A 15,380-nucleotide genomic window follows, 5' to 3' on the forward strand; every position below is an offset into this window, starting at 1 on the left:
AGGTGAACCACTCGTGACCGATGCCCCCGCCGTCACCCAGCCCATCACCATCCCGGACGACCTGCTGCCCTCGGACGGCAGGTTCGGCTCGGGGCCCTCGAAGGTCCGCGGTGAGCAGGTGGACTACCTCGCGTCCATCGCGCGCACCGTGCTCGGCACGAGCCACCGCCAGGCTCCGGTGAAGCAGCTCGTCCGCGAGGTCCGCGAGGGGCTGGCGCAGCTGTTCAGCCTGCCCGAGGGCTACGAGATCGTGCTCGGCAACGGCGGCTCGACGGCCTTCTGGGACATCGCCGCCTTCGGGCTCGTGCGTGATCGTGCCCAGCACCTGTCCTTCGGCGAGTTCTCCAGCAAGTTCGCCAGCGTCACCGACAAGGCGCCCTTCCTCGGCGCGTCCTCGATCGTCAAGGCCGACCCGGGCACTCTCGCCACGCCCCACGCGGAGGCCGGCGTCGACGTCTACGCCTGGCCGCACAACGAGACCTCCACGGGCGTCATGGCCCCGGTCCAGCGCGTCGACGGCGCCGACGAGGACGCGCTCGTGCTCATCGACGCCACCTCCGGCGCCGGCGGGCTGCCCGTCGACATCACGCAGACCGACGTCTACTACTTCGCGCCGCAGAAGTGCTTCGCCTCCGACGGCGGCCTGTGGCTCGCGGCCTTCTCGCCCGCAGCCCTCGCCCGCGTCGACGAGGTCGCCGCGACCGGCCGCTGGGTCCCCGACTTCTTCAGCCTGCCGACGGCGATCGACAACAGCCGCAAGGACCAGACCTACAACACGCCGGCGGTTGCCACGCTCGCCCTCCTCGCGGCCCAGCTGCGCTGGCTGAACGGTCAGGGTGGTCTCGACTGGGCCACGGCCCGCACCAAGGACTCGAGCGACCGGCTCTACGCGTGGGCCGAGCAGACGGCATACACCACGCCCTATGTCACCGACCCGGCCGCCCGCTCGCGGGTCGTCGGCACCATCGACCTCGACGACGCCATCGACGCGGCCGCCGTCGCCAAGGTGCTGCGCGCCAACGGGGTCGTCGACGTCGAGCCCTACCGCAAGCTCGGCCGCAACCAGCTGCGGGTGGCGATGTTCCCGGCCGTCGAGCCCGACGACGTCTCGCGGCTGACCGCCTGCGTCGACCACGTGGTGTCCGCTCTCGGCTGAGCCAAGGCGCGAGGATCGACCGAGCGCCAGCGAGGGAGGACCGGAGCGCCGATTCGGCTCAGACGAGAACAGGCGCGGCTGAGCCAAGGCGCGAGGATCGACCGAGCGCCAGCGAAGGAGGACCGGAGCGCCGATTCGGCTCAGACGAGAACAGGCTCGGCTGACCGGGCCGTATGCCGTGCCGCGACGGCCGCCTCCGACGGGCGACGGGCGGCCCCGGCGTGGGCGGCGGCCCGGGCCCGCCGGGCCGGCTCAGCGCCGGACGACCGAGGCGACCACGGCGATGAGGAGCAGCAGGCCGAGCGCCGCGAGCGTCAGGCGGTGGCGGAAGTTGAAGTTCACGTGCTCGCCTCGCGCTCGAGGCGCACGTCCGAGAACAGCGCACGCTCCTCGCCCGCCAGGCTCAGGCGCACTCGCGGGCGGCGGCGCAGGGTGAGGCTCACCCGCACATTGTCGTGCCGGGCGAACCACAGGGCCACCAGCCCCAGGCTGAGGCCCACCATGATGGTGCCGATCGCGATCGTCCACCGGGCGCCGAACGCGTCGCCCACCCACCCGATGAGCGGCGACCCGAGTGGAGCGCCACCCATGAAGATCGCCATGTAGAGCGCCATCACCCGGCCCCGCATGACCGGCTCGACCGACACCTGGACCATGGCGTTGGCGGTCGTCAGGGCGGTCAGGGCCGCGAGCCCGGTGGGGACGAGGAGGACCGCGAAGAGCACGTAGCTGGGCGCCAGCGACAGGACCGCGGTCGAGACCGTGAAGCCGGCCAGGGCGAGGAGCAGCACCCGCAGCCGGGGCCGGGCCCGCCTGGCCGACAAAAGCGCCGCGGTGAGCGAGCCGACCGCCATGATCGAGCCGAGGGCGCCGTACTCCCCCGGGCCCTTGTCGAAGACCGTGGTCGCCATGAGCGCCATCGTCAGCTGGAAGTTCATGCCGAAGGTGCCGAGCACGAAGACGAGGAAGAGGATGAGGACGATGTCGGGGCGGCCCTTGACGTAGCGCAGCCCCTGCCGGATCTGGCCCTTCCCGCGGGCGCGCGGCGCGGGCGTCAGCCTCGTGGCGTCCATCCGGGCGAGCGCGGCGAGCACGAAGAGGAAGCTGGCCGCGTTGACGAACAGGGCCGGCGCCAGCCCGAGCCGCGCGATGACGAGGCCCGCGACCGCCGGGCCGATGACCCGCCCGAGGTTGAAGGACGCGCTGTTCAGGGCGACCGCGTTGGGCAGGTGGTCGCGGTCGACCATCTCGGAGACGAAGGTCTGGCGCGCCGGGTTGTCGAGTGCTGTCGCGACGCCCTGGAGCAGGGCGAGTGCGTAGACGTGCCAGAGCTGCACGGCGCCGTATGCCGTGAGCAGCGCGAGCGCGAGGGCGGTGAGGAGCAGCGCGGTCTGGGTGCCGACGAGGAGGCGACGCTTCGAGTAGCGGTCGACGAGCATGCCGGCCCACGGCGCGAGGAGGAGGAAGGGCAGGAACTGCAGCCCGGTCACCGTGCCCAGGGCGGTCGCGGAGTGGTCGGTGAGGACCGTGAGGACGAGCCAGTCCTGGGCGACGCGGCCCATCCACGTGCCGATGTTGGAGACGAGGCCGCCGGAGGCGTAGATGCGGTAGTTGCGGATGCCGAGGGAGTGGAAGGTCGGGCTCATTCGCTGGCGACCTTCGCGAGCACCTCGCGGGCCCGGGAGAGCACGGCGAGCTCGTCCTCGCTGAGGTGCTCGAAGCGGGTGAGCATCCACTCGTCGCGGTGCCGGCGGATGCGCCCCAGGGCCCGGCGGCCCTCGGGGGTCAGCGACAGGATCACCTGCCGGCGGTCCTTCGGGTCGTCGGACCGCGCGACGTAGCCGTCGGTGACGAGGCCACTGGTGGTGCGGATCATGCTCGGCGCGGAGACGCGCTCGATGTCGGCGAGCTCGCGGTTGGTGAGCGGCGCCTGCTCGAGCCGGGCGAGGACCGAGAACTGGCTCGGGGTGAGCTCGCGGTCGGACTCGAAGCGCACCCGGCGCGAGATCCGCATGCAGGCCAGCCGGAGGTCGCTGGAGAGCCGGACGAGCTCGGTGCGGGTGAGCGGCGTGGTGTCCATGTCGGTCCTCGGAAGAGCGGGGCTGGGACGATTAGCATAACTCATTACCTTGGGTAACGATCGTCAGGCGGCTGGCTGTTCCCCCCAGGCGGCGGCCCCGGCGGCAGCCCGGGCGGCCCCGGCGGCCCCGGCGGCAGCCCGGGGGGCCCTGGACGACGGCCGGCCCGCCCCCTGACGGGAGCGGGCCGGCATACGGCAATGACGACGAACGCGTCAGGTGCGGGACATCAGCGGGTGAGCAGCTGCTCCAGTGGCGCCTTGACGAAGTAGACGACGAAGAGCCCCGAGACCGCCCAGAGCAGCGGGTGGATCCGCGCCGCGTGGCCCTTCGCGATCCGCACGAGGACCCAGGCGATGAAGCCGGCGCCGATGCCGACGGTGATGTTGTACGTGAACGGCATGAGGATGATCGTGAGGAAGGCCGGGATGCCGACCTCGAGGTCGCTCCAGTCGACGTTCGTCACCTGCTGCATCATCAGGAATCCGACGATGACGAGGGCGGGGGCGGCGGCCTCCGACGGCACGATCGCGAAGAGGGGCGCGAGGAAGGTGGCCAGCAGGAAGAGGACACCGGTGACGATCGACGCCAGGCCGGTCCGCGCGCCCTCGCCGACACCCGAGGCCGACTCGATGTAGGACGTGTTGCTGCTCACGCCGCCGGCGCCGCCGGCAACCGCCGCGAGGGAGTCGACGATGAGGATGCGCTCGGTGTTGGGCGGGTTGCCCTCCTGGTCGAGCAGCCCCGCCTCGCCGCCGATCGCCACGATCGTGCCCATCGTGTCGAAGAAGTCGGCGAGCAGGAGCGAGAAGACGAACATGACCGCGGTGACGAGGCCGAGCTTGCCGAAGGAGCCCAGCAGGCTGAACTGGCCGAGGATCCCGAGGTCGGGGGTGTTCGTGATGGAGTCGGGCAGCTTGGGCACGGTGAGGCTCCACGCCTCGGGGTTCTGCAGCCCCTTGTCCGTGTAGACCCGCGGCCCGATCTGGAAGACCGCCTCGAGCACCATCGCGAGGGCCGTCGCGGCGGCGATACCGATGAGGATGGCGCCCTTGACCCGACGGATGAGCAGCACCGCGATGAGGAAGACGCCGACGACGAAGACCAGCGTCGGCCATCCGTTGAGGTTGCCGCCGATCCCGAGCTCGCTCGGCACCGATCCGGGCGAGGACGGGCGCCGGGCGAAGCCGGCGTCGATGACGCCGATGAAGGCGATGAACAGGCCGATGCCCACCGAGATGGCGACCTTGAGCGGCGGCGGGATGGCCCGGAAGACCGCCTTGCGGAAGCCGGTCATGACGAGCACGGTGATGATCAGGCCCTCGATGACGACGAGGCCCATGAGGTCGGCGAAGGTGATCCTCTCCGCCGTCGCGTGCGTGAGCACCATGCTCGCGATGAGGCCGTTGATCCCGAGGCCCGCCGCGAGCGCGATGGGGAAGTTGGCCACGACGCCCATGAGGATCGACATGACGCCGGCGATGACGGCCGTCCCCACGGCGACGAGCAGCTTGCTCTCGTTGAGGTCGGTCACCCCGCCGATGAAGGTGCCGGAGCCGTCCTTGATGCCGGACAGGATGATGGGGTTGAGCACGACGATGTAGACCATCGTGAAGAACGTGACGACGCCACCCCGGACCTCGCGGGCCACCGTGGAGCCACGCTCGGAGATCCTGAAGAAGCGGTCGAGCCCGGTTGACGCCGGTCGCGTGGTGGTGGAGCTGGGGGTGGACATGCGCACGAGGGTAGTGGGCGCCGGGGTCCCCTGGCGCCCGGCCGCCGCGCTGCGGGCAGCTAGGGTGGAGCCGTGGCCCACGAGCAGACGCCTGCGCCGCCGGAGCTGCCGGACGACGTCACGCCCGTGCACGTGCCGATGCTGCGCATCGTCGAGATCGGCATGCTGGCCTGGGCCGCCGCGCTCGTCGTCACGCTGGTCGTCCCACCGCTGCACGAGGGCCCCCGAGACTGGTGGCCGTGGTGCTGCGTGGCCGGCGTCGTCCTCGGCGGCATCGGCTGGCTCTACCTGCGGCGCGGTCGCGGAAACGCCGCAGACGCCTGAGGCCGCCGACCCGGCAGTATGCCGCCGGGCTCAGTCCGCGTCGACGGGCCCGCCGGTGCCGGGCTCGTCGGTGCCGGGCTCGTCGGTGCCAGGCTCGCCGGTGCCGGCCCGGGACTGCTCGTCCTCGGCCGTGCTGCTGGTCGCCGCGGCCACGTCGGGCTCGGCCACCGCCTCCCCGGGGTCCTCGGCGGCCTCGGCATCCCCGGACGGTCCCGGGCCTTCGGCGCTGGCGCTGAGGGCGGGCTCGAGGTCGACGGCGAGCTCGTCCATGACCGGCTGCGGTCCGCCTTGACCGGGAGGCGGGGACACGTCGGTCTCCGAGTGGGCACCGCAGCCATGGTCGAGCGAGACGACGCGGCTGTCGGAGGGCGACCACTCGTTGGCGCACACACCGAAGACGGCGCGCAGCGCGCCGGGCAACGGCAGGAAGTAGCCGCACGTCGAGCACTGCGCGCTCGCCTTGACGGCCACGTCCGAGAGGGGACCGCTCTCACCGGCATACCACCGCGTCGCGGCCGCCTCCCGCCCGAGCGCGGACAGCACGCGGGGCCGGCCGAGCCCCAGCTCGAAGATCGCGAGCTGGTCCACCTCCTCGTCGCCCGTGGCCTCGAAGCCCGCCTCGAGGTAGGGGTCGTCCGCCTTGTAGGGCAGCACGTCGCCGGGGCCGAGGTCCCCCGGAGCCAGCCGCTCGGCATACGGCAGCCACTCGGGCGCCAGCACCGCGTCGGGACCGGGGAGCAGGTTGGTCTCGCAGACCGTCGCGACCTTGCCGCGCGGCACGCGGGCGACGCTTGCGCCCCACCGCCAGCCGACGTAGCCGGGCGAGGTGCACTCGAACCAGTGCATGGCGAGGCGCTCGCCGAGCATGTCCATCCCGAGATGGGCGCCCACGGTGCCGGGCTCCGCGATGCCCGTGAGGACCTCGCGGGCGAGGTCGGCGGCCGCGAGGAGGACGGCGTCGTCCTTGACGGCGGTGGCGGCGGACACGGCTCAGGCCTCCAGGTCGGCGGCTACGGCGCGCAGCACGGTGGCGACCCGGGTCGCGACCTTCTTGTCCGGGTAGTGCCCCTTGCGCAGACCGGAGCTGACCTGGTCGAGCAGCTGCATCACGTCCTCGATGATGACGACCATGTCCTCGGCCGGCTTGCGGTCGCGCTCGCGCCGGTTGGCGGACACGGACGGCGCCGGCTCGAGGAGCTTGACCGACAGGGCCTGGGCGCCGCGGCGTCCCTCGACGATGCCGAACTCGACGCGTGCGCCGTTCTTCAGCGTCTTGACCCCCGCGGGGAGCGCGTTGGCGTGGACGAAGACGTCGCCGCCGTCGTCGTCGGAGAGGAAGCCGAAGCCCTTCTCCTCGTCGTACCACTTGACCTTGCCAGTGGGCACTGTCCACCTCTTGCTCGTTGCCGGGGGGCGGCTCCCCCACCCCGCACGGCCGAGTCCCGACCGCGTCCGCCCAGCCTATCCGGCGGTCGCCAGCCGGTCGTGCGGAGCCGTGCCCGCGCTGACCCCCCACGTGCCGGTCCACTCCTCGCCCGGCTCGAGGATCAGCAGCGAGTCGCCCGAGTTGAACGCGTCGGCGGGACAGGTCATGGGCTCGACGGCCACACCGCCCGTGTCCTTGCCGAGGTGGGCCGCGCCGGTGAACACCTGCAGCCATGGAAACGCCGCGTCGGCCCACAGCGTCGCCCAGTCGCCCCCCGGCAGCACCAGCGTCGTGCGCCACATCCCGTCCTGGTCGCGAAGCACGCCGGTGTATGCCGTGTCGACCACCTGCGCGCCGATGGCGCGCGGGGACCGGAAGTCGTAGGCCGTCCCGTCCACCGGGTGGGTCGCCACCGGGAGGCTGCGCTCGTCGACCTCGACCCACGCGGTGGCCGGGACGGTGAGCTCGGCGTCGTCGACCCGGTGGGCGCCGGTCGAGAGGTAGGGGTGCGCGCCGTAGCCGAAGGGCGCGGTCGTCGCGCCGACGTTGCGGGCAGCCGACGTGACGACGAGGCCGGAGCCGTCGAGGACGTACGTCGTGCGCAGGTCGAGGTGGTGGTCCCAGCCCGGCTGCGGGTGGAGCCGGTAGCCCACCGTGACGGAGGACTCCTCGTGCTCGACGAGCTCCCACAGGGCCCACCGGACGAGCCCGTGGCTCGCGTTGTGCTTGGGGACCTCGGTCACCGGCAGCTGGTGGTCGGCGCCGCCGAAGGTGTAGCGGCCATCCCGGATCCGGTTCGGCCACGGCATGAGCTGCTGCCCGCGCCCGGAGCGGCAGGCGTCGAGGGCCCCGTAGCCGGCCACGACGTCCCGCCCGCCGACGGTGAACGTGCGCAGGCCGCCGCCGACCTCGACGACGGTGGCCTCGGAGTCACCGAGGCCGATCGTCCACTGGGAGCCGGTGGGCGGGATCGGGCCCGGTGGGGGAAGGGACGTCATGGGGCGACGCTATCGCCTCGGCCGCGACCCCCTCGTGGGGCCAACTACGGTGGACGGGTGCGCACCCCGAGCCGCAGCCTGGCCGACGACATCCGCGGCCGCAGCGACGAGGAGCTCGGCCGGCTCGTCCTCGCCCGACCGGACCTCGCGCGCCCGGCGCCGGCCGACCTGACCAGCCTCGCGGCCCGCGCCAGCACCCGGTCGAGCGTGCAGCGCGCGGTCGAGTCGCTGGACCGCGGCCACCTCGAGGTGCTGGAGGCGCTCGTCGTCGCGGGCGAGCAGCCCGACCCGGGCCGGGTGGTCGAGCTGCTCGGCGCGGCCGACGAGGAGGACGTCGTCACGGCATACGTCGAGGACCTGTGGCGCGTGGGGCTGCTCTGGCGCGGCCCCGAGGGTCACCACGTCGTGCGCACGGTCCCCGAGGTGCTCGGCCCGCACGTCGCCGGTCTCGGGCCACCGGCGCGGGAGCTGCGCGGCTCGACCGGTGCGGCGCACGAGGACGCGGCCGCGCTCGGCGACATCATCGAGGCCGCGCCCGAGGCGTCCCGCGCCCTGCTCGCGAAGATGGCCTGGGGGCCTCCGGTGGGCGTGCTGCCCGGCGGCGGCCCGGGGTCGACGACGGCGCGGTGGCTGCTCGACCATCACCTCCTCGTCCCCGTGTCCACCGACCGGGTGGCGCTCCCGCGGGAGGTCGGCCTCGTCCTGCGCGGCGGTCGGGTGCACCGCGAGACCCACCTGCGGCCGCGGGACCTGGCCACCCGCCAGGTCCCGCGCGAGGTGGTCGACGCCGCTGCCGGCGGCCAGGCGAGCGACCTGCTGGGCCGGGTCGACGAGCTGGCCGCCGCGTGGGGGACGGACCCGCCGCGCGTGCTGCGCGCGGGCGGCCTGGCCGTCCGGGACCTGGGGCGCCTCGCGCACCAGCTCGGGCTCGACGGCGACCACGCCGCCTTCGTCGCCGAGGTGGCGTATGCCGCCGGGCTCGTCGGCGACGACGGCGAGGTCGTGCCGGTCTGGGCGCCGACGTCCGAGGTCGACGAGTGGTCGACGTCGGAGGCGGGGCACCGCTGGGCCACGCTCGCCACCGCATGGCTGACGACGACCCGCGCCCCCCACCTCGTGGGCCGGCGCGCGTCAGGGTCCGCAGCCGCCAACGCGCTCGGGCCGGACGTGCAATGGCCCGCGATCCGGGCGATCCGCGGGGAGGTGCTGACCGAGCTCGCCAGCCTGCCCGAGGGGACGGCGGTGGCGGCCGCCGAGCTGGCCGAGCGGCTGCTCTGGCGCCGGCCGCTGCGGTCGGGCTCGGTCCTCGCGACCGCAGCGGAGGCGGTGCTGCGGGAGGCCGAGTGGCTCGGCGTCACGGGGCGGGGGGCGCTGTCCGCCGCGGGGCGGGTGCTCGTCGCGGCGGGGCGAGGGGCGGACCGCGACGCGCTCGCCGCCGCGATGTCGGCCCACCTTCCGACGCCGGTCGACCACATCCTGGTCCAGGCCGACCTCACCGCGGTGGCGCCGGGGCCGCTCGAGGGCAGCCTGTCCTCCTTTCTGCGGCTGGCCGCCGACGTCGAGTCGCGGGGCGGCGCGACGGTCTACCGGTTCACGCCCGAGTCGGTGCGCCGGGCGCTCGACGCCGGCTGGAGCGCGGCGGAGCTCATCGAGACCGTGCGCCGCTCAAGTCGCACGCCGTTGCCGCAGCCGCTGGACTACCTCGTGCGCGACGTCGCGCGGCGACACGGCCAGACCCGGGTCGGCGCGGTCGCGGCATACGTCCGGTCCGACGACGAGGCGGTCCTCGACACGATGCTGGCCTCGCGTGACCTCGCCATGCTCCAACTGCGTCGCATCGCGCCGACCGTGCTCGTGTCGCCGACCGAGCCGGCGGTGCTCGTCGACGTCCTGCGCGAGGGCGGGTTCGCGCCGGTGCACGAGGGTCGGGACGGGTCGGTCGTCGTCGCCGGGCCGCCCCGGCGACGTGCCGGCGGCCGGCGCAGGGTGGCCCCGCCCACCGTGTCGCCGGTGGACGAGACGGTCACCGCGCAGCTCGTCGCCGGGCTGCGCGCGGCCGAGGCGAGCGCCGCCGAACGTCGCGCCGAGGAGGACGCCCGGCCTGGGCCACGCATCCCGGCCAGCGACCCCGTCGTGACGCTCGCCCTGCTCCGCGAGGCCGCGGCGGACCGGCACGGCGTGTGGATCGGGGTGACCGACCACCTGGGCGCGACGACCCGGCACCTCATCCACCCGCGCCGCGTCGAGGCTGGAAGGGTGTGGGCCACCGACGCCGCGGGCCACGAGCGGTCCTACTCGGTCCACCGCATCACCGGCGCCACCCTGGACACGCCCTGACCGCACCGAACTGGCCACTCGACCCGGCGGGCCCCCCTCCCCTCCCGTCGAGTGGCCACGTGTGCGCACCCCCTCCCGTCGAGTGGCCACTTGTGCACACCCGGCCCAACGCTCCCCCACGTCGAGTGGCCACGTGTGCACACCCGGCCCGACGCAGGACGTCAGGCGCCGGTGAGCGCCCGGACGACCCGGGAGGGCGAGGGCCGACCCAGCTGACCGGCCATCCACGCACTCACCGCGACGAGGGCCTCGAGGTCGACGCCGGTCCGGACGCCGGCGCCGTGCAGCGCCCAGAGCAGGTCCTCGGTCGCGAGGTTGCCCGTCGCCGACTTCGCGTAGGGACAGCCGCCCAGGCCCCCGGCCGCCGCGTCGACGACGGTGACGCCGTCGCGCAGCGCCGCCATCGTGTTCGCCAGCGCCTGCCCGTAGGTGTCGTGGAAATGCACGGCCACCCGCTCGGGGCCGATCCCCCGCCTGCCGAGGGTCTCGAGGAGCGCGTGGACGTGGCCGGTCGTCCCGACGCCGATCGTGTCGCCGAGGCTGAGCTCGTCGCAGCCGAGGTCCATCATCCGCTCGGCCACGTCGGCCACCTGCGCGATCGGCACGGGCCCCTCCCAAGGGTCGCCGAAGCACATCGAGACATAGGCCCGCACCCACATCCCCTCCGTCCGCGCCCGCTCGACGACCGGGGCGAACATGTCGAGCGACTCGGCCACGGTGCGGTTGAGGTTGCGCTGCGCGAAGCTCTCGGTGGCCGAGCCGAAGACGGCGATCGCCTGCACGCCCAGGGCGGCGGCCCGGTCGAGCCCCCGCAGGTTCGGCACGAGGACGGGCCGACGTCGGCCGACGCCCGCCGGGCCCAGCGCCCCCAGCACCTCCTCCGCGTCCCCCATCTGGGGCACCCAGGCGGCCGGGACGAAGGACGTCGTCTCGATCGAGCCGAGTCCCGCCGCCTCGAGCCGCCGGATGAACTCCACCTTGGTGGCCGCCGGCACGACCGTCTTCTCGTTCTGCAGGCCGTCACGCGGGCCCACCTCGTAGACCGTCACCTCGCGCGGCAGCCCCCCCGCTGCCTCCACCTGTGGGCTCCGCATCACCCCATCCTGTCAGGTGGGGGCGCGCCTGCCGGGCCGGGCCATTCGATGCCGCGGTTCGAGGTATTCCGCGACGCCATCCGGTCGCGGAATACCTCGACCCAGGCTGGGAGTTGTCATCAGACGATGAACGACGGACCCCTGATCGTCCAGAGCGACAAGACCCTCCTGCTCGAGGTGGACCACGAGCGCGCCGAGGCAGCGCGCCGCGCCATCGCGCCCTTCGCCGAGCTCGAGCGCGCCCCCGAGCACGTGCACACCTACCGGGTCACCCCCCTGGGGCTGTGGAACGCCCGCGCCGCCGGACACGACGCCGAGGCAGTCGTCGACGCCCTCCTCACCTACAGCCGGTATGCCGTGCCGCACGCCCTGCTGGTGGACGTAGCGGACACCATGGACCGCTACGGGCGGCTCACGCTCGAGAAGGAGGGCTTCGCCGACGACCCGACCGGCACGCGGCTCGTGCTGCGCACCACCGACCGGCCGGTGCTCGAGGAGGTGCTGCGCCACAAGAAGGTCAAGCCGCTCACGGGCGAGCGGATCGACGACCTGGCCGTCGTGGTGCACCCCAGCGAGCGCGGCACCCTCAAGCAGGAGCTGCTCAAGCTGGGCTGGCCGGCCGAGGACCTCGCCGGCTACGTCGACGGGGAGGCGCACCCCATCGAGCTCGACCAGCGCGACTGGCACCTGCGCCCCTACCAGCAGCAGGCCGTCGACGGCTTCTGGCACGGCGGATCGGGCGTCGTCGTCCTGCCGTGCGGCGCCGGCAAGACGCTGGTCGGCGCCGCCGCGATGGCCGCGGCCAAGGCCACCACCCTGGTGCTCGTGACCAATACCGTGAGCGCCCGCCAGTGGAAGGACGAGCTGCTGCGCCGCACGTCGCTGACCGAGGACGAGATCGGCGAGTACTCCGGCGCCCGCAAGGAGATCCGGCCGGTCACCATCGCCACCTACCAGGTGCTCACGACGAAGCGAAAGGGCGCCTACGCCCACTTGGACCTGCTCGACGCCCGCGACTGGGGGCTCATCGTCTACGACGAGGTGCACCTGCTGCCCGCGCCCATCTTCCGGATGACGGCCGACCTGCAGGCCCGGCGCCGCCTCGGCCTCACCGCCACGCTCGTGCGCGAGGACGGCCGCGAGGCCGACGTCTTCTCGCTCATCGGGCCGAAGCGCTTCGACGCGCCGTGGAAGGACATCGAGGCCCAGGGCTACATCGCGCCCGCCGACTGTGTCGAGGTCCGGGTCGGCCTGCCCGACGACCAGCGGATGGCGTATGCCGTGAGCGAGCCCGACGAGCGCTACCGGCTCGCCTCGTGCTCCGACGCCAAGCTGTCGGTCATCGACCGGCTCGCGGCCCGGCATACGGGCGAGCCCACCCTCGTCATCGGGCAGTACCTCGACCAGCTCGCCGAGGTCGCCCAGCGGCTCGGGTCCGACGTCATCACGGGTGAGACGCCGGTCCGGGAGCGCCAGCGGCTCTACGACGCCTTCCGGGCCGGGGAGATCAGCACCCTCGTCGTGAGCAAGGTCGCGAACTTCTCGATCGACCTGCCGGAGGCGAGCGTGGCGATCCAGATCTCCGGCACCTTCGGCTCTCGCCAGGAGGAGGCGCAGCGGCTCGGCCGGGTGCTGCGGCCCAAGGGCGACGGGCGCACCGCGCACTTCTACACCATCGTCGCGCGGGACACCCTGGACGCCGACTTCGCGGCCCACCGCCAGCGCTTCCTCGCCGAGCAGGGCTATGCCTACCGCATTATGGACGCCGACGACCTGCCGACCAGCGACCACCGCTGAACGGAACTGGCCACTCGACGGGGATGTGCGCAAGTGGCCACTCGACGGGGATGTGCGCAAGTGGCCACTCGACGGGGGATGTGCGCAAGTGGCCACTCGACGGGGATGGGCGCAAGTGGCCACTCGACGAGGGGCGGGACACACGGGCGGCATACAGCGAACTCCCAGCAAACACCCCGACACTGGGCAGGGTGGACAGCCAGACCGCCGCGCCGGAGGCGCGCCTGCTCATCGTCGAGGACGAGCCCAACATCCGCGAGCTGCTCGCGACGTCCCTGCGCTTCGCCGGCTTCGACGTCACGACCGCGGCCGACGGGGCCACCGCCCTCACCGCCGCCGAGACGGCCTCCCCCGACCTCATCGTGCTCGACGTCATGCTGCCCGACGTCGACGGGTTCGAGGTGACCCGGCGGCTTCGCGGCTCCGGCCGGCAGCAGCCGATCGTCTTCGTCACCGCGCGCGACTCCGTCGGCGACAAGATCCAGGGCCTCACCGTGGGCGGCGACGACTACGTCACCAAACCCTTCAGCCTGGACGAGGTCATCGCCCGGATCCGCGCGGTGCTCCGGCGCACGCGCGGCCCGGCCGACGACGCCGCGATCCTCACCTTCGCCGACCTCGAGCTCAACGAGGACTCCCACGAGGTGCGCCGGGGCGGGCGGGTCATCGACCTGTCCCCCACCGAGTTCAAGCTGCTGCGCTACCTGCTGCTCAACCCCAACCGGGTGCTGTCCAAGGTGCAGATCCTGGACCACGTGTGGGACTACGACTTCCGCGGCGAGTCGGGGATCGTCGAGTCCTACATCTCCTACCTGCGGCGCAAGGTCGACGTGGACTCCCCGCCGCTCATCCACACCAAGCGAGGGGTGGGCTACGTGCTGCGCATGCCGCCCACCCCGTCCGCGTGACGGCGTGCCCGTGTCCCGGGTCAGGGTGCGCTCGCTGCCGCGCCGGCTACGGGCCCTGCCGCTGCGCTGGCGGCTGCTCGCGGTGGCCCTCGCCCTCATCCTCGTCGCGCTGGCCCTCTCGATGGTCGCCACGAGCGCGCTGCTCAACCGCTACCTGCTGGGGCAGGCGGAGCAGGAGCTGCGGCTCTACGGCGCGAGCGTCGCCCGGCTGCAGGTGTCCGAGTTCGAGGAGGGACGGGCGCTGCTGCCGACGGGCTTCACCCTGCGCGTCAACGTCGCCCGCACCGAGCAGCAACTCTCCCTCGGCGAGGCCGTCACCGAGCGCGACCGGGCTGCCATCCCCGTCCTCGCGCCGGGAGACGAGGTCGTCGCCCAGCAGCGGGTCTTCACCGTCGGCTCGGTCGGCGGCGGGACCGACTGGCTGGCGCTCGCCATTGCCAACACCGACCGCTCGGCCACCTTCGTGGTCGCGCTCCCGCTGCGCCAGCTCGACGACACCGTGGACCGCTTCCTCTGGTATGCCGCCGGGATCGGCGCGATCGTCCTGCTCGCCTGCGCCGCGCTCGGCTGGTACCTCGTCCGGCGCGCCTTCCGGCCGCTGACGGAGATAGAGGACACGGCACGCGCGATCGCCGCCGGCGACCTGACGCGGCGCGTCCAGGAGCCTGGCACCGATGACGAGGTCGCCTCCCTGTCCCGCTCCCTCAACGCCATGCTCGCGCGCGTGGAGCAGTCCTTCGCGGTGCGGCAGGCCAACGAGGCGCGGATGCGCCGTTTCATCGCCGACGCCTCGCACGAGCTGCGCACCCCCCTCGCCGCCGTGTCCGGCTATGCCGAGCTCTACCGGCAGGGCGCCCTGCCGTCCCGAGACGCGGTCGGCGGCGCCATGGGCCGCATCGAGGCCGAGAGCCACCGGATGAGCGGACTGGTCGAGGACCTGCTCACCCTGGCCCGCCTCGACGGCGAGCGGCCGGTCGAGCTGCAGCCGGTGGACCTCGCGGTGCTCGCGGCAGACGCCGCCCAGGACGCGCGCACCATCGACCCGTCGCGGGTCTTCACCGTCTCCGGCATCGACGGCCCGATCCAGCCCACCGAGCTCTACGCCGACGAGCGGGGGCTGCGCCAGGTCGTCACCAACCTCGTCACCAACGCCCGCGTGCACACCCCGCCGGGCACGCCCGTCGAGGTCCTCGTCGGGACGGTCGAGCCGGGCATCGTGGCCCTGCATGTCCGTGACCACGGGCCCGGCATACCCGAGCGCGCGAAGCGCGTCGTCTTCGAGCGCTTCTACCGCGCGGACAGCTCCCGCAGCCGCGGGCACGGGGGCGGGAACGGTCTCGGCCTCGCGATCGTCGCCGCCATCGTCGAGGCTCACGACGGCACGGTGGAGGTGGACGAGACGCCCGGCGGCGGGGCGACCTTCGTCGTTCGGCTGCCGACGACGCCGGGGCACCCACCCACAGCGCATTCCTAGACATCCCACAAGATCGGGACAACCGCCCGCCATGAGATGGTCGGGACAGACGG

13 protein-coding genes are annotated in these 15,380 nt (G+C 73.3%); 6 read left to right on the forward strand and 7 right to left on the reverse strand.

From position 1 onward, the window contains the following. The first annotated feature begins 13 nt into the window (after positions 1-13). The gene (serC, locus tag VFJ94_RS09695; protein ID WP_325003998.1) at positions 14-1,156 is read left to right on the forward strand and encodes a phosphoserine transaminase; all 1,143 of its coding nucleotides are present in this window, start codon (positions 14-16) and stop codon (positions 1,154-1,156) included. 338 nt (positions 1,157-1,494) lie between these two features. Here the strand turns inward: serC and VFJ94_RS09700 are convergent, their stop codons facing one another. From VFJ94_RS09700 to VFJ94_RS09710, 3 genes are all read right to left on the reverse strand, one after another. Beyond that, positions 1,495-2,802, reverse strand: coding sequence for an MFS transporter (locus VFJ94_RS09700; RefSeq protein WP_325003999.1), 1,308 nt, complete (start codon positions 2,800-2,802; stop codon positions 1,495-1,497). Beyond that, the gene (locus VFJ94_RS09705; RefSeq protein ID WP_325004000.1) at positions 2,799-3,236 is read right to left on the reverse strand and encodes a MarR family transcriptional regulator; all 438 of its coding nucleotides are present in this window, start codon (positions 3,234-3,236) and stop codon (positions 2,799-2,801) included. Before VFJ94_RS09705 ends, VFJ94_RS09700 begins: the two co-directional genes overlap by 4 nt. A 227-nt stretch (positions 3,237-3,463) precedes the next feature. Continuing rightward, on the reverse strand, positions 3,464-4,969 hold the full coding sequence (locus VFJ94_RS09710) for an NCS2 family permease (RefSeq protein WP_325004001.1): 1,506 nt from the start codon (positions 4,967-4,969) through the stop codon (positions 3,464-3,466). A 72-nt stretch (positions 4,970-5,041) separates the two neighbouring features. On the opposite strand from VFJ94_RS09710, the gene VFJ94_RS09715 reads away from it, so the two are divergent. Continuing rightward, entirely contained in the window at positions 5,042-5,293 is a 252-nt protein-coding gene (locus VFJ94_RS09715) for a DUF2530 domain-containing protein (protein ID WP_325004002.1), read from the forward strand. 30 nt (positions 5,294-5,323) lie between these two features. On the opposite strand, the gene VFJ94_RS09720 is transcribed toward VFJ94_RS09715, so the two are convergent. The 3 genes from VFJ94_RS09720 to VFJ94_RS09730 form a co-directional block, all read right to left on the reverse strand. Beyond that, on the reverse strand, positions 5,324-6,280 hold the full coding sequence (locus tag VFJ94_RS09720) for a DUF3027 domain-containing protein (protein WP_325004003.1): 957 nt from the start codon (positions 6,278-6,280) through the stop codon (positions 5,324-5,326). A gap of 3 nt (positions 6,281-6,283) precedes the next feature. Then, positions 6,284-6,679, reverse strand: a complete 396-nt coding sequence (locus VFJ94_RS09725; RefSeq protein WP_325004004.1) for a cold-shock protein — start codon at positions 6,677-6,679, stop codon at positions 6,284-6,286. A 75-nt stretch (positions 6,680-6,754) separates the two neighbouring features. Then, positions 6,755-7,717 carry an aldose 1-epimerase family protein gene (locus VFJ94_RS09730; RefSeq protein WP_325004005.1) on the reverse strand — a complete coding sequence of 321 codons (963 nt, stop codon included), beginning with the start codon at positions 7,715-7,717 and terminating at the stop codon, positions 6,755-6,757. A 57-nt stretch (positions 7,718-7,774) separates the two neighbouring features. Between VFJ94_RS09730 and VFJ94_RS09735 the strand changes: the two genes are divergently transcribed. Then, entirely contained in the window at positions 7,775-10,054 is a 2,280-nt protein-coding gene (locus VFJ94_RS09735; RefSeq protein ID WP_325004006.1) for a helicase-associated domain-containing protein, read from the forward strand. A gap of 161 nt (positions 10,055-10,215) precedes the next feature. Here the strand turns inward: VFJ94_RS09735 and VFJ94_RS09740 are convergent, their stop codons facing one another. Next, the gene (locus VFJ94_RS09740) at positions 10,216-11,148 is read right to left on the reverse strand and encodes a hydroxymethylglutaryl-CoA lyase (RefSeq protein ID WP_325004007.1); all 933 of its coding nucleotides are present in this window, start codon (positions 11,146-11,148) and stop codon (positions 10,216-10,218) included. A gap of 126 nt (positions 11,149-11,274) precedes the next feature. Here VFJ94_RS09740 and VFJ94_RS09745 point away from each other — a divergent pair, with 126 nt between their 5' ends. The 3 genes from VFJ94_RS09745 (at position 11,275) to VFJ94_RS09755 (ending at position 15,327) form a co-directional block, all read left to right on the forward strand. Then, complete coding sequence (locus tag VFJ94_RS09745; protein ID WP_325004008.1) at positions 11,275-12,945, forward strand: DNA repair helicase XPB; 1,671 nt, start codon at positions 11,275-11,277, stop codon at positions 12,943-12,945. Positions 12,946-13,136: 191 nt separating this feature from the next. Continuing rightward, on the forward strand, positions 13,137-13,853 hold the full coding sequence (locus tag VFJ94_RS09750; protein ID WP_325004009.1) for a response regulator transcription factor: 717 nt from the start codon (positions 13,137-13,139) through the stop codon (positions 13,851-13,853). A gap of 10 nt (positions 13,854-13,863) precedes the next feature. Continuing rightward, positions 13,864-15,327: a HAMP domain-containing sensor histidine kinase gene (locus VFJ94_RS09755; protein ID WP_325004010.1), complete on the forward strand. Its 1,464-nt coding sequence runs from the start codon at positions 13,864-13,866 to the stop codon at positions 15,325-15,327. Positions 15,328-15,380 lie beyond the last annotated feature (53 nt).

Origin of the sequence: Intrasporangium sp., assembly GCF_035688975.1 — a bacterium.
Lineage (GTDB): Bacteria > Actinomycetota > Actinomycetes > Actinomycetales > Dermatophilaceae > CALMNV01.

Bases quoted from the DNA above. Each gene is read 5' to 3' on its own strand.
- VFJ94_RS09745 (WP_325004008.1), top strand. From the start codon at position 11,275: ATGAACGACGGACCCCTGATCGTCCAGAGCGACAAGACCCTCCTGCTC.
- VFJ94_RS09740 (WP_325004007.1), bottom strand. From the start codon at position 11,148: ATGCGGAGCCCACAGGTGGAGGCAGCGGGGGGGCTGCCGCGCGAGGTG.
- VFJ94_RS09700 (WP_325003999.1), bottom strand. From the start codon at position 2,802: ATGAGCCCGACCTTCCACTCCCTCGGCATCCGCAACTACCGCATCTAC.
- VFJ94_RS09705 (WP_325004000.1), bottom strand. From the start codon at position 3,236: ATGGACACCACGCCGCTCACCCGCACCGAGCTCGTCCGGCTCTCCAGC.
- VFJ94_RS09730 (WP_325004005.1), bottom strand. From the start codon at position 7,717: ATGACGTCCCTTCCCCCACCGGGCCCGATCCCGCCCACCGGCTCCCAG.
- VFJ94_RS09710 (WP_325004001.1), bottom strand. From the start codon at position 4,969: ATGTCCACCCCCAGCTCCACCACCACGCGACCGGCGTCAACCGGGCTC.